Consider the following 14,838-nt stretch of genomic DNA (forward strand, 5'->3'; position numbering starts at 1 on the left):
GCGGGCGGGAACACGGCGCGGGCGCAGAGCCCGGACGCCAGGATGGTCGAGGCCCTGCGGGCCTCGCTGAAGGAGACCGAGCGGCTGCGGGAGCAGAACCGCAAGCTGACCGCGACCCTGCGCGAGCCGATCGCGATCGTCGGGATGTCCTGCCGCTACCCGGGCGGGGTCACCTCGCCGCAGGGGCTGTGGGAGCTGGTGACGGAAGGCGGGGACGGCATCACGCCGTTCCCCGCCGACCGGGGCTGGGCGGCGGACCTCTACGACCCGGAGCCGGGCCTGGAGGGCAAGTCGTACACCGCCGAGGGCGGGTTCCTGCACGACGCCGGCGAGTTCGACGCGGGGTTCTTCGGGATCGCGCCGCGCGAGGCGCTGGTGATGGACCCGCAGCAGCGGCTGCTGCTGGAGAGCTGCTGGGAGGCCCTGGAGGGCGCCGGGATCGATCCGGTGTCGCTGAAGGGCAGTCGGACCGGCGTGTTCGCCGGGCTGATGTACCACGACTACTTCGGCGCCTTCGGCAGCGGCAGCATCGTCTCCGGCCGGGTGGCGTACACCCTGGGCCTGGAGGGCCCGACGCTGTCGATCGACACGGCGTGCTCCTCCTCGCTGGTGGCGCTGCACCTGGCGGCGCAGTCGCTGCGCGGCGGGGAGTCCACCCTGGCGTTGGCCGGCGGGGTCACGGTGATGGCCTCGCCGGGCACCTTCGTGGAGTTCAGCCGCCAGCGCGGGCTCTCCCCGGACGGCCGCTGCCGGGCGTTCGCGGAGGGCGCGGACGGGACGGGCTTCGCCGAGGGCGTCGGCGTCCTGGTGCTGGAGCGGCTCTCGGATGCCCGGCGCAACGGGCACCGGGTGCTGGCCGTGGTCCGCGGTTCGGCGGTCAACCAGGACGGCGCGTCCAACGGTCTGACGGCGCCCAACGGGCCCTCGCAGCAGCGGGTGATCCGTCAGGCGCTGGCCAGCGCCCGGCTGTCGGCCGCGGACGTCGACGTGGTGGAGGCGCACGGCACCGGCACCACCCTGGGCGACCCGATCGAGGCCCAGGCGCTGCTGGCCACGTACGGCCAGGGCCGTACGGCGGACCGGCCGCTGTGGCTCGGCTCGATCAAGTCCAACATCGGGCACACCCAGGCCGCGGCCGGTGTCGCGGGTGTGATCAAGATGGTCCAGGCGATGCGTCACGGCGTGCTGCCCAAGACCCTGCACGTGGACGAGCCCTCCGGCAAGGTGGACTGGGAGGCCGGCGAGGTCCGGCTGCTGACCGAGGCCCAGCCGTGGCCCGAGGTCGAGCGGCCGCGCCGGGCCGGCATCTCCTCCTTCGGCATCAGCGGCACCAACGCCCACGTCATCCTGGAGCAGGCCCCGGCCCCGGCCGACCTGCCCGACCCCGACCCGGCACCGCCGATGGCCCTGTGGCCGCTCTCCGCCCGCACCGCGCGGGCCCTGCCCGCCCAGGGCGAGCGGCTGCGGGCCTTCGCCACCGACCGTCCGGAGCTGGAGCCGGGCGCGGTGGCCAGGTCGCTCGGCACCGAACGCGCCGTCTTCGAGCACCGGGCCGCCGTCATCGGCCCGGACCGCGAGCGGCTCCTCGAAGGGCTGGGGCGGCTGGCCGCCTCGGAGAACGCGCCTTCGGTGCTGAGCGGCCGGGCCCGTACCGGCGCCAAGACCGCCTTCCTGTTCACCGGGCAGGGCTCCCAGCGGCTCGGGATGGGCGCGGAACTGCGCGCCCACTACCCGGTGTTCGCCCGGGCCTTCGACGAGGTGGCCGAACAGCTCGGGACGGGCACCGCCGAGGTCCTCTTCGGCACCGACCCGGACCAGGTCGACCGGACCCTCTACGCGCAGACCGGCCTGTTCGCCTTCGAGGTGGCGCTGTTCCGGCTGCTGGAGTCCTGGGGCATCCGGCCCGACTTCCTGGCCGGTCACTCGATCGGTGAGGTGGCGGCCGCGCATGTCGCGGGTGTGCTGTCGCTGGCGGACGCGTGCCGTCTGGTGGCGGCCCGGGGCCGGTTGATGCAGGCGCTGCCGGCGGGTGGCGCGATGGTGGCGGTGCAGGCCGCCGAGGCCGAGGTGCTGCCGCTGCTGACCGAGGGTGTGGGCATCGCGGCGGTCAACGGGCCGCGTGCGGTGGTGATTTCGGGTGTCGAGTCCGAGGTGCTGCGGATCGCGGAGTCCTTCGAGAAGACGAAGCGGCTGAAGGTCAGCCACGCGTTCCACTCGCCGCTGATGGAGCCGATGCTGGCGGAGTTCCGCGCGGTGGTGTCGGGGCTGTCGTACGGGCGGGCGAGCGTTCCGGTGGTCTCCAATGTCACCGGCGCGCTGGCGACCGAGGAGTTGGCTGACCCGGAGTACTGGGTGCGCCACGTCCGCGAGGCGGTGCGCTTCCACGACGGTGTCCGGGCCCTGGAGGCCGCGGGCGTCAGCCGCTTCGTGGAGCTCGGCCCCGACGCCGTGCTCACCGGGCTGGCCACGGAGAGCGCCCGGACCCCCGACGCGGCCTTCGTCCCGCTCGGCCGCCGGCGCGGCCCGGAGACCACCAGTCTGCTGACCGGACTGGCCGAGCTCTACGTGGACGGCCTGTCGCCCGACTGGCCGGCGGTCTTCCCCGGCACCGGCCGGGCCGAGCTGCCGACGTACGCCTTCCAGCACCAGCGGTACTGGCTGGCGGCGGACGTCCCGCTGACCGTCGGCGCGCTCGACGCCCCCGACCAGCCGGACGAGGCGGAGGCGGTGGAGCCGCTGCGCGCGCGCCTCGCCGGGCTCGACGCGGCCGAACAGCAGGACCTGCTGGTCGAGTTGGTCCGCACCCGGGTCGCCGCCATCCTCGGCCACGCCTCCCCGGAGGAGATCGAGGCGGAGACCGGCTTCCTGGAGGCCGGGATGGACTCGGTCTCCGGTACGGAGCTGCGCATCGCGCTCTCCGCGGCCACCGGGCTGGCCCTGTCGGCCGGCCTGGTCTTCGACCACCGCACCCCGAACGACCTGGCCGCCCACCTGCGGAGCGAGCTGGCCCACGCCGGGCCCGCGCTCGTCTCGAAGGCCGCCGCCTCGAAGGCCGCTTCGGGGGCCGCCTCGGCAGCCACCGAGGAGCCCTCGGAGGAGCCCTCGGAGGACCTGGAGTCGATCAGCGGGCTGCTGCGCCGGGCCGCCGTCGAGGGCCGGATGATGAAGGGCATGGCGCTGCTCGACGCGGTCGCCGAGATCCTGCCGGCCTTCTCCTCGGCGGCCGAACTGGGGCGCCTGGCCGAGCCGGTGCGCCTCGCCCAGGGGGAGCGGGGCCCCAAGCTGATCTGCTTCCCGTCCCCGATGGCGCTCGGCGGGGCCCACCAGTACGCCCGGTTCGCCTCGCACTTCCGCGGCCGCCGTGAGGTGGTGGTGCCGCCGGTGCCCGGCTTCGGCCCGGGGGAGGCGCTGCCGCGCTCGGTGGACGCCGCGGTCGAGGTCTTCGTCGAAGGCGTGCTGGCCGCGGCGGCGGGGGAGCCCTTCGTCCTGGTCGGCTACTCCTCCGGGGGCCAGTTCGCCCACGCCACCGCCGAGGTGCTGGAGAAGGCGGGCACCCCGGCGTCCGGGGTCATCCTGCTGGACACCTACCTGCCGGACGGCGAGGGCCAGGACGAGCTCTGGCCGCAGATGTTCCGGGGCATGCTGGACCGGGAGTCCTCCTTCGGGCGGTTCAGCGCCGCCCGGCTCGCCGCGATGAGCCGCTACAGCGACCTGATCACGGACTGCCTGCCGGGCGCGCTGTCGGCCCCGGTGCTCTTCGTCCGCCCGGAGCGGTCCTTCACCGACGCGCCGGGCACCGAGGACTGGCGTGCCACCTGGAGCGGCGAGCACCTGCTGCGGGAGGTGCCCGGCACCCACTTCACCATCCTGGAGGAGTCGGCGCCGGACGCCGCCGCGGCGGTGGACGCGTGGCTCTCGACCCTTGAGGGCCCCGAAAGCCGAACCACTGCCGGGCCCTGACCCCAGGGCCCGGCAACCGGGGGCGCGAAGCCACGGCTTCGCGCCCCTGGTGTTTCCCCGCAGCGGCTTGGGTCGGTGGAAGAACCTCCGGCGCGGAGGTAGAGAAAGTTCTACCTCCGATACGCCAACCAATGGCAATGTGCCGAACCGCCGCCGCTTCTAACGTTGTCACCAGTTCGCGTGAGGTGCGTGATTATCGGGTGGGAGTTCCAGTGCAGACTCAGGAGAACGGTCAGCGGACAGTGGCCGTGCGTCTGGAAGCCGTCGAGAAGATCTACGGCAAAGGCGACAACGAGGTGGCCGCACTCAAGAGACTGAACATGACGTTCGAGACCGGCAGCTTCACGGCCGTGATGGGCCCCTCCGGTTCCGGCAAGAGCACCTTCCTGCACTGCGCCGCCGGCCTGGTCCAGCCCACCTCGGGCAAGGTGCTGGTCGGCGACACCAACCTCGCGGACCTGGACGAGGTGTCGCTGACCAAGCTGCGCCGCGACCGGATCGGCTTCATCTTCCAGGCCTTCAACCTGCTTCCGGCGCTGACGGTGATGCAGAACATCATGCTGCCGCTCCAGCTGGCCGGGAAGCGCCCGAACAAGAACCAGATCCTGATGGTGGTCAACCGGGTCGGCCTGGCCGACCGGCTCGACCACCTGCCCGGTCAGCTCTCCGGCGGCCAGCAGCAGCGCGTGGCGATCGCCCGCGCCCTGGTGACCCGGCCCGCCGTGGTCTTCGCCGACGAGCCGACCGGCGCCCTGGACACCCGTACCGCCGCGGCGGTGCTCGGCCTGCTGCGCGAGTCGGTGACCAACGGCGGCCAGACCCTGGTCATGGTCACCCACGACCCGGTGGCCGCCTCCTACGCCGACCGCGTGGTCTTCCTCGCCGACGGCCAGTTCGTCGGCGAGCTGTGGCAGCCGACCGCCGAAGCCGTCGCCGCCCGGATGACCCGCCTCGGCGCCTGGGACGACGAGAGCTCCACGGCCCTGTCGGGGGGTGGTCGCTGATGTTGCTGCTGGCCCTCCGCACACTGAAGTTCCGCAAGGCCGGGTTCATCGCCACCTTCGTGGCGATGTTCCTGGGCGCCGCGATCGTGATGGCCTGCGGTGGCCTGATGGAGACCGGCGTCCGGATGGCGGCCCCGCCGCAGCGCCTGTCCGGGGTGCCGTTCGTGGTCACCGGTGAGCAGACGTACGAGGACACCGCGCTGACCGAGCGCAACCGGATCGACTCGGGCGTGCTCGACACCGTCAAGGCCGTCCACGGGGTCGGCAACGCGATCCCCGACCTGACCTTCCCCGCGACCGTGGTGGTGGGCGGCAAGGCGGTCGACGCCGGCTCCAAGGGCCACAACTGGTCCAGCTCCGGCCTGACCCCGTTCACCCTGACCCAGGGCCAGGCCCCGGGCGCCAACCAGGTCGTCCTGGACGCCAAGCTGTCGACCGACTCGGGCGCCGGCGTCGGCTCCAGCGTGCAGCTGAACGTGCACGGCGTCGCCAAGACCTTCACGGTCTCCGGCGTCGCCCATCAGACCACCGGCGCGGACATCAAGCCGAGCCTGTTCTTCTCCGACGCCCAGGCGCAGCAACTGGCCGGGGCCGAGGGCAAGTTCGACTCGATCGGCATCCAGCCGGCGGCCGGCGCCGACGTCTCCGCGGTGGAGCAGGCGGTGACCTCCGCGGTCAGCGGCAAGGCGATGGTGCTCTCCGGTGAGCGGCGCGGCCTGGCCGACCTGCCGGGCGTGCTGTCCAGTCAGCAGACCGTGACCATCCTGTCGGCCATCTTCGGCAGCTGGGCCGTCCTGATCGTGATGTTCGGCGTCGCCTCCACGATGGGGCTCTCGCTCCAGCAGCGGGCGCACGAGATGGCCCTGCTGCGGGCGATCGGCACCACCTCCAAGCAGGTGCGCCGGATGATCCTCGGTGAGACCGCCGTGCTGTCGGTGCTCGCCACCGCCCTGGCGATCGCCCCCGGCCTGCTCATCGGCAAGCTGCTGTACGGTCAGCTGACCGGCAACGGCGTGGTGTCCGAGGAGATCGTCTTCCACGAGGGCTGGATCCCGATCTCGGTCGGTGCCGTCGCGGCGATCGCGGCCGCCATGGGCGCGGCGCTGTTCGCCGGCCGCAAGGCCGCGAAGACCAAGCCGGTCGCGGCGCTCGCCGAGAGCACCTTCCAGGCCAAGTGGCTCACCACCCCCCGCCTGCTGCTGGCGCTGTTCTTCATGCTCAACGGCCTCACCCTGTCGGTCGTCACCGTGACGGTGATGAAGGAGGGCCCGTCCCTGGCGAGCACCGCCGGCCCGGCCTCCGTGCTCTTCGCGATCGGGGTGGCGATGCTCGCCCCGGGGATCACCAAGGGCGTCGTGACGGCGCTGAGCGTGCCGGTGCGCGCGGTCTCCGGACTGTCCGGGTACATGGCGCTGCGCAACGCCACCACCAACAACGTCCGGATGGCGGGCGCGGTGGCCCCGATCATCCTGCTGGTCGGCATCGCCACCGGCACCCTGTACATGCAGGCCACCGAGGACACCGTCTCGGCCAAGAGCTACCAGAACAACGTGCTGGCCGACTACGTGCTCGACTCCTCGACCGGCGGCTTCGGTCCGGGCGTGGTCGGCTCGGTCCGCTCGATCCCGGGTGTGACCGGCGCCTCCGAACTGGTCACCTCCATCGGCTTCGTGGACTCCGCGGCCGGCGACACCATGGATCTGCGCGGCGTCTCGGCCAACGGAGTCCAGCAGACCATCGCGCTGGACTCGCTGAACGGCTCGATCGGCGACCTGAAGGGCAACACCGTCGCCCTGTCGGACAAGCAGGCGAAGGACTTCGGCGTCGCCATCGGCGAGAACCTGAAGATCCACTTCGGTGACGGCACCGCCGCCGAGCCCAAGGTCGTGGCCACCTACGCCGACAACCCGAAGGAGCAGTACCTGCTGCTGCCCTCCGACGTGCTGGCCCCGCACACCACCAGCGGCCTGCCGACCAAGATCCTGGTCAAGGCGGACGGCGGCGCGGACCCCGCGCAGATCCAGTCCCACCTCGACACGGTGGCGGCCTCGGCGCCCGGCACCAAGATCGCCGACCGCTCCACGCTGACCAGCTCGAACAACAACATCCAGCAGATCCTGGTGTCGTCGAACTACACCATCGTCGCGATGATCGTCGGCTACGCGGCCATCACCGTGATCAACAGCCTGGTGGCGGTGACCCGCAAGCGCCAGGGCGAGTTCGGCCTCCAGCGGCTGACCGGCTCCACCAAGGCCCAGGTGCTCGGCATGCTGAGCGTCGAAGGCGCGCTGGTCGCCATCATCGCGACCATCCTCGGCACCATCTCCTCGGCGACCACGATCGTCCCGTACAGCCTGGTGAAGGCCGACTCGATCCTCCCCAAGGGCTCGATCGGCATCTACCTCGCGATCGTCGGCGGCGCGCTCGTCCTGATCTTCGGTGCGACTCTGCTCCCCTCCTGGAGGGGCATGCGGACTCCGCCGATCGAAACGGCCAGGTCCCCCGCCTGACCGGCACGCCGGGGCCGCTCTTCCGTCTCCCCCGGACGGAGGAGCGGCCCCGCAGTCGTTTTCCGGCCGAATGTTTTCGGCCGATCGGGATGACCGCCGAGCCTCGGCCGGTCAACTCGCCACGGCCCGTTGAGTTTGAGTAACGTGGCGATGATCAGAAAATCACCGCCGTCATGGATGGACGATCGCTCAGGTGTGCTTCGCTTACCACCCTTCCCCGGACCAGGCCGCATTCCGACGGGCATTGTCGCGCCGCGCGATATCCCGTGGGGAGGGCCTGTGCACGTCCTCCGGCTGAGCGTCAGGAGCGGTCTGCGGGCCTTCCCCGCCCGGCTCCGGCGGGCCGGCACCGAGCTGGCGGTCGGGGTGCTGATCGCGATGGGCGCGATGCTCTCGATCTGCCTGTTCCTGATCACCGCCTATTTCGTGATCCTGTTCGTGATCGGCATCGGCGCGATGGTGCTGCCGATCGTGACCAAGTGGGTCCGCTGGCTGACCAACGCCAACCGCCGGGTGGCCGCCCGCTCGGGAATCGAGATCCCCGTCCCCTACCGGCCCGAGCCCGACGAGTTCGAGAAGGACATCGTCGGCTGGATCCGCCGCTGCAAATGGATCCTGACCGATCCGGCCAGCTGGCGGGACCTGCTCTGGCTGCTGCTCAACTCGGTGGTCGGCATGATCGGCTTCCTGCCGGCCGTGGTGCTCTACTACGTCCTCGAAGGCTTCGCCCTCGCCTTCGGCCTGTGGAAGCCCGTACTGCGGGCCCAGGGCACCGGGCGCGAGTACTTCTTCGTCCCGATCCACAGCCAGCCCACCGCCGCCCTGGCCGCGCTGGCGGCGACGGCGCTGCTCGTCGTCTGGGCGTGGTACAGCCCGCTGTTCCTCACCGTGCACGCGCACTTCTGCCGGCTGCTGCTCGGCCCCACCGAGAGCTCCCGGCTCGCCATCCGGGTCCAGCACCTGGCCGAGACCCGGACCGGCGCCCTGGACGCGGCCGCCGCCGAACTGCGCCGGATCGAACGCGACCTGCACGACGGCGCCCAGGCCAGACTGGTCGGCCTCGGCCTGACCCTCGGGGCGCTCGAACGCCACCTCAACAGCGAGTCGGACGAGGCCCGCAGGCTGCTGCGCGACGCCCGCACCTCCTCCGTCGCGGCCCTGCGGGAACTGCGCGACCTGGTGCGCGGCATCCACCCCCCGATCCTCGCCGAACGCGGCCTCGCCGACGCGCTGCGCGCCCTCGGCCTGGCCAGCCCCCTTCAGGTCGAAGTGAGGGTGGACATCCCCGGCGAGGTGGCGCCACCGCTCGAATCCGCCCTGTACTTCGCGGTGTCCGAGCTGCTGACCAACGCCCTGAAGTACTCCGAAGCCGAACACGTCGAGGTCATCGCCTGGCACGACGGCACGATGCTGCACGCCTCGGTCACCGACGACGGCCGCGGCGGCGCCGACGCCACCAAGGGGACCGGCCTGCACGGCATCCGCCGGCGGCTGGCCACCTTCGACGGAACCATCGACATCAGCAGCCCACTGGGCGGTCCGACCGACATCAAGATGGAGATACCGTGCGTGTTGTCCTCGCCGAAGACCTCTTCCTCCTGAGGCAGGGGCTGATCCAACTCCTGGACGCCTACGGCTTCGAGACGGTGGCGGCCGTCGACAACGGCCCCGACCTGCTCGCGGCCGCCGCCGAACACCGGCCCGACATCATGATCGTCGACGTCCGGCTGCCGCCGACCTTCACCACCGAGGGCCTCAAGGCCGCCCTCCAGGCCCGGCGCGAGATCCCCAAGCTCCCGATCCTGGTGCTCTCCCAGCACGTGGAGCAGATGTACGCCAGGGAACTGCTCGCCGACGGCACCGGCGGCATCGGCTACCTGCTCAAGGACAGCGTCTTCGACAACGAGCAGTTCATCGACGCGATCCGCCGGGTCGCCGCCGGCGGCACCGCGATGGACCCGGCCGTGGTCGCCCAGCTGATGGTCAGCCACGCGCGGGACCAACCGCTCGGCGCGCTCACCGCCCGGGAGCGCAGCGTGCTGGAGCTGATGGCCGAGGGCTGCTCCAACACGGCCATCGCGCAACGCCTGTTCATCACCGAGGGCGCGGCGGCCAAGCACATCTCGAACATCTTCGGCAAGCTGATGCTGCCGCCGGACAGCGACAGCAACCGACGGGTCCTGGCGGTGCTCGCCTACCTCAACGCCTGAGCGAGGACCCCGTGCCCTGTCCGGCGGAACGGCGGAACGGCCGAACGGCCGGACAGGGCACGGCGGTTCACGGCTTCGGCGTGTCGAGCTGAACACCGGCTGTACTTAGGGGGGGTAAGGGGTACTCGGGTCCGGTGCGAGGTCATAGCGTCCGGTGCAAGCCGAGCGGGGCGGGCCCAGCACAGGGGCGGGCCCACATCGTCACGCGCGGCTGCCCACATGCTACTTGGCCGCGCGCGGTGATGTTGACCGGGCCATGAAGAGAGTGTGATCACATCTTGAGTACTCAACCCGGCGGTGGCTCACTACCCGCGCCGTCGCCGTCCGAAACCCTGCCGTATGGCCGGGCCGTCTCGCCCATGGAGTGGGTGTTCCTGGCCATGGGGCCCGGACACTGCGTGGCCCATGTGGTCGAGGGCGAAGGAGAGCTGACGCGCGATCAACTGACACGTGCGGTCGACAAGGCCGCGCAGGCATCCCCCGGGATGCGGCTGGTCCGCCAGGGCAAGCGCTGGGTGGACCGCGGCACGGCGCCGTCCGTCACCGTGCTCGACGCCGCCGGCGACCTGCTCCGATCGCCCGCCCTGCAACGGCCGTTGGACGCGAGCCGCCGGGCCTGCGAGGTGCTGCTCCTCCCCGGCGCGCGCTCCACCGTCGTGTTCCGCGCCTTCCACGGCATCACCGACGGGCGCGGCCTGCTCCAGTGGGCCGCGGACGTGTTCCGGGTGCTGCGCGGGGAGGAGCCGCTGGGCGCGGACTCCCGGCTCAACGACAGCGAACTGATCCACGGGCTCGACCGGCCGGACGGCCTGCCGCCGGCCCAGCCCAACCCGAAGCTGGAGTGGCCGCCGCTGCTCGGCCGCCGCGCCCCGGGCTCCTCCGGTGTGCTCTGGCGCCGACGCGCCGTGGACGGCCGCCACCCGGCGGCGACCGCCAAGGTGGCTGCGGCCTTGGCGACGTCGTACGGCTCCGGGCGCGGGCGCTTCTTCGTCCCCGTCGACCTGCGCCGGCACCGTCCGGACCTGCGCTCCACCGCCTCGCTGGCCCGCGCGGTCCAGCTGCACGTCCAGCCCGGCGACGGCTGGCAGGAGGTGCAGCAGCGGCTGCTCACCATGCTCGCCTCGGACGCCGAACTGGCCGCACAGTTCCCGGACTCGATCCTGCGCACGCCGCTGCCGGTGATGCGCCTGGTCAACGCCGGGATCGACTTCGTCGCGACCAGGAAGAACCAGTACAACAGCCTGGCCTACGTCTCCCACATGGGCAACGTCGCGCTGGACGACTTCCGCGCCGGGGACTTCCGGGCGGACGCGGTCTACCCGCTGGGCACCACCGGGCCCGGGGGCCCGCTGGAGGTCAACCTGCTGGAGAGCGCGGGCCGCACCGAGGTCACCGTCGCCTGGCACGACGGCCCCGGCCTGGCCGCGCGGGCCGAAGCCGTGCTGGACACCATCGAGGAAGCCCTCTCCCCGCGCGCCAACCGGCAGTGGGAGGGCAACCGCACCGAGCGTGAACTGCCCTCCCGGCGCTCGGTCGTCGAGCTGTTCCGGGAGCAGGTCGAGCGCACGCCGGAGCGGATCGCGCTCAGCGGCCCCGAGGGCGAGGTCAGCTACGCGCGGCTGAGCCGCCGCGCGGACGCCGTCGCCGCCGAGCTGCGCGCCCGGGGCATCGGCCCCGGCGACGTCGTCGGACTGCTCGCCGGCCGCACCGTGGCCGCGATCGCCGCGGTGTGGGGCGTGCTGCGGGCCGGCGCCTGCTACCTCCCGCTGGACATCCGGCACCCGGACGCGCGCATCGCCGACCTGCTGAGCGACGCGGGCAGCACCCACTGCCTGCTGGAGCGGCCCTACGACCTGCGCGAGTGCGTCCCGGCGGGCTGCGAGCCGCTGATCCTGGACGAGCTCGCCGTGGAGGGCGCCGCCCCCGAGGACTGGCAGGACGTCACCCCCGCCCCCGAGGACCTGGCGTACATCATCTACACCTCGGGCTCCACCGGGCGGCCCAAGGGCGTGCAGATCGAGCACCGCAACCTGGTCAACTACGTCCACTGGGGCCTGCGCGCCTTCGACGTCGACGCCGACACCCGGCTGCCGCTGGTCACCTCGCCGTCCTTCGACGTCACCGGCACCTCCGTCTTCCTGCCGCTGCTGGCGGGCGGCCGGGTGATCCTGATGCCGGAGGACCCGAACCACTTCTCGCTGGGCAAGCTGCTGGAGGAGTCCGGCGCCAACGCGCTCAACCTGACCCCCTCCCACCTCGACCTGATCGGGCAGCTCGACCTGTCGCCCACCGGGTTCCGCACGGTGATCGTGATCGGCGAGCAGCTGCGGGTGGAGGTCGCCGCCCGGGCCCAGCGGATGTTCGGGCCCGAGTGCCGGATCATCAACGAGTACGGGCCGACCGAGGCCACCATCGGGTGCACCGCGCACACCTTCGACGCCGAACGGGACGCCGGCCACGCCGTGGTGCCGATCGGGCTGCCCGCGGACAACACCACGGTGCACCTGCTCGACGCGGACGGCCGGTTCGTCGCCCCCGGCGAGACCGGTGAGATGTACCTGGGCGGCGTCCAGCTCGCCCGCGGCTACCTCGGGCGCCCCGAGCTCGACCGCGAGCGCTTCGTCCACCTCGCCGACGGCAGCCGGGTCTACCGCACCGGCGACCTGGCCCGGGTGCTGCCCTCCGGCGAGATCGAGTGCGTCGGGCGGATCGACGACCAGGTCAAGGTGCGCGGCCACCGGGTGGAGCCGGCCGAGGTCGCCCAGGCCCTGGAGGACCACCCGTCGGTGGACCGGGCCGTGGTCGTCGCCCGCAGCCGCCCCGGGCAGTCGGGCAAGGCGCTGTACGGCTACGCGCTGACCGACTCGGCCGTCACGCCGGAGGAGTTGACCGAGCGCCTGGCCGGGGTGCTGCCCTCGTACATGGTCCCCGCCGCCATCATGATGGTGTCGGAGCTGCCCTACACGGTGAGCGGCAAGGTCGACGCCAAGGCGCTGCCGGACCCGTTCGCCGCGGAGTCTCCCGCCGCCGCGTCCGGCGGGTCGGAGTCCGCCGCGCCGATGGACCCGACCGAGGAGGCGGTGGCCGACATCTGGGCGCGCACCCTGGGCGCGGAGCGCTCCCGGCTGGAGGCCCAGTCCGACTTCCACCATCTCGGCGGGGACTCGGTGTCGCTGCTCGGCATGCTTGCGGCGGTCTGTCGCGAGCTGCTGACGAAGGATCAGGAAGCCGCGTTCATGGCCGAGTTGCCCAAGCTGCTGGCCGAGCCCACGGTGGAACGGGTGGCCGCGCTGGCCCGGGAGGTCCGCGGCTGAGTCCGCTCGGGATCCGGCGGCCGGGCCGGTGTTCCCCCTCGCGGGGGAGCGCCGGCCCGGTCCCGTTCGCGCGGTCGGCACCTGCGGAAAACCGCAGGGTGGCCGGACGGTTGACCGCATGGTGACGGCCCGGCCCGGCTCCTAGCGTGAACGGCATGATCACAACCTTGGCCACCGCCCCGCTTGCCACCGCCCCGCTTGCCGCCTCCGCCTCCGCCTCCGCCGAGCCCGCGGGCGGCATCGCCGGATGGGCCGTCGACGTCATGACCACACTCGGTGCCGTGGGCGCCGGCCTGACCAACCTGGTCGACACCGTGCTGCCGTTCATTCCCAGCGAGATCATCCTCCCCGTCGCCGGGTTCGCGGCCGGGCAGGGCAGGTTGAGCCTGCCGGCCGTCATCGTCTGGACCACGATCGGCTCCGTCGTCGGCTCCTGGATCGTCTACGCCGCGGGCGCTCTCCTGGGCCTGGACCGGACCCGCGCACTCGCGGCCCGCATCCCGCTCATCAGCGCCCACGAGATCGACAAGGCGGACGCGTGGTTCCAGCGGCACGGCCGCAAGGCCGTCCTCATCGCCCGCATGGTGCCGGTGGTGCGCAGCCTCATCTCCGTACCGGCCGGGATCCAGCGCATGCCGCTGCCGGCCTTCACGGTCATGACCGCCGCCGGCAGCCTGATCTGGAACACCGTGTTCGTGCTGCTGGGGTACTGGCTGGGCGACAACTGGCACCTGGTGGAGGAGTACGGCGGCTGGGTGTCCAAGGGCGTCGTGGTGGTGGCGGCGCTGGCCGTCGCCCGCTGGTTCCTGGTCCGGGCGCGCCGCCGGTCGGGCGCCCGCCACCGCGGCTGAGACGCGCCTTTCGCCTCTACCCCGACGCTAGTGTGTGGAGATCGATCTTCCAGGGAGTGCGGATGCCAGTGCGCGAGCCAGTCGTCACCGTCGTCGGTTCGGTCAATCGCGACCTCGTCCTGACCGTGGAGGAGCTGCCGCGGCCCGGTGAGACCGTGCTCGCCCGGGGCTTCGTGGAGGGCGTCGGCGGCAAGGGCGCCAATCAGGCCGTCGCGGCGGCCCGGCTGGGCTCCCGGGTGCGGCTGATCGCCCGGGTCGGCGCGGACGCCGAGGCCGTCCTGCGGTCGCTGGCCGCCGAGGGGGTGGACGTCGGGGCGGTGCGCACGGCGCCGGAGAGCGCCACCGGGATCGCCTCGGTGGTGGTCGACCGGGCCGGGGAGAACACCATCGTGGTCAATCCGGGCGCCAACGCCGAGCTGTCCGTCGCCGACCTGCCGCGGCGACTGGTCCGCTCGGCCGGGGAGGTGGTCCTGGTGCAGCACGAGATCGCCGCCGAGGTGGTCGCCGCCACCGTGCTGCGGGCCCGGGAGCAGGGCGCCGTGGTCGTCCTCAACCCGGCCCCGGCCAGGCCGCCGGCCCCGGAGGTGCTGGCCGCCGTCGACGTGCTGGTGCCCAACCTCGGCGAACTCGCCACCCTGCTCGGGGCCCAGCCGCCCGTCGGGCCGGCCGGGGCGCGGGAGCTGCTGGCACGGGCCGCGCTGCCCTGCCGGGCCGTGGTGGTGACGCTCGGCGCGGACGGGGCGCTGGTCGTACGTCCGGACGCTCCGGCCGTGCACCTGCCGGCCCCGGCCGTGGAGGCCGTCGACACCGTCGGCGCGGGGGACACCTTCTGCGGCGCCCTGGCCGACTCCCTCGCCCGGGGCGCCGACCTGCTCGCCGCCGCCGAACGGGCCGTGCGGGCCGCCTCGTTGGCCGTCACCGGCCTCGGCGCCCAGTGCGCCATGCCGACCGCGGCGCAGCTCGACGCCGCCCCCTGACGCGCCCCGGCG

8 protein-coding genes are annotated in these 14,838 nt (G+C 72.7%); all 8 read left to right on the plus strand.

Features of this window, described 5'->3' with window-relative positions:
• Positions 1–42 precede the first annotated feature (42 nt).
• The 8 genes from QWJ13_RS14005 (at position 43) to QWJ13_RS14040 (ending at position 14,826) form a co-directional block, all read left to right on the plus strand.
• Positions 43–3,960, plus strand: coding sequence for a type I polyketide synthase (locus QWJ13_RS14005; protein ID WP_316525167.1), 3,918 nt, complete (start codon positions 43–45; stop codon positions 3,958–3,960).
• A gap of 254 nt (positions 3,961–4,214) precedes the next feature.
• Positions 4,215–4,964, plus strand: a complete 750-nt coding sequence (locus tag QWJ13_RS14010; RefSeq protein ID WP_432277523.1) for an ABC transporter ATP-binding protein — start codon at positions 4,215–4,217, stop codon at positions 4,962–4,964.
• Positions 4,964–7,474, plus strand: a complete 2,511-nt coding sequence (locus QWJ13_RS14015) for an ABC transporter permease (RefSeq protein ID WP_316524373.1) — start codon at positions 4,964–4,966, stop codon at positions 7,472–7,474. Before QWJ13_RS14010 ends, QWJ13_RS14015 begins: the two co-directional genes overlap by 1 nt.
• A 279-nt stretch (positions 7,475–7,753) precedes the next feature.
• A complete protein-coding gene (locus tag QWJ13_RS14020; protein WP_432277502.1) occupies positions 7,754–9,076 on the plus strand; it encodes a sensor histidine kinase in 1,323 nt (440 codons plus the stop codon).
• Positions 9,040–9,684, plus strand: a complete 645-nt coding sequence (locus tag QWJ13_RS14025; RefSeq protein ID WP_316524374.1) for a response regulator — start codon at positions 9,040–9,042, stop codon at positions 9,682–9,684. Before QWJ13_RS14020 ends, QWJ13_RS14025 begins: the two co-directional genes overlap by 37 nt.
• A 359-nt stretch (positions 9,685–10,043) precedes the next feature.
• Positions 10,044–12,998: a non-ribosomal peptide synthetase gene (locus tag QWJ13_RS14030; RefSeq protein ID WP_316524376.1), complete on the plus strand. Its 2,955-nt coding sequence runs from the start codon at positions 10,044–10,046 to the stop codon at positions 12,996–12,998.
• A gap of 155 nt (positions 12,999–13,153) precedes the next feature.
• Entirely contained in the window at positions 13,154–13,849 is a 696-nt protein-coding gene (locus tag QWJ13_RS14035) for a DedA family protein (protein WP_316524378.1), read from the plus strand.
• Positions 13,850–13,917: 68 nt separating this feature from the next.
• Complete coding sequence (locus QWJ13_RS14040) at positions 13,918–14,826, plus strand: ribokinase (protein WP_316524380.1); 909 nt, start codon at positions 13,918–13,920, stop codon at positions 14,824–14,826.
• Positions 14,827–14,838 lie beyond the last annotated feature (12 nt).

This window comes from Kitasatospora brasiliensis (assembly GCF_032654805.1).
Taxonomy (GTDB): domain Bacteria; phylum Actinomycetota; class Actinomycetes; order Streptomycetales; family Streptomycetaceae; genus Kitasatospora; species Kitasatospora brasiliensis.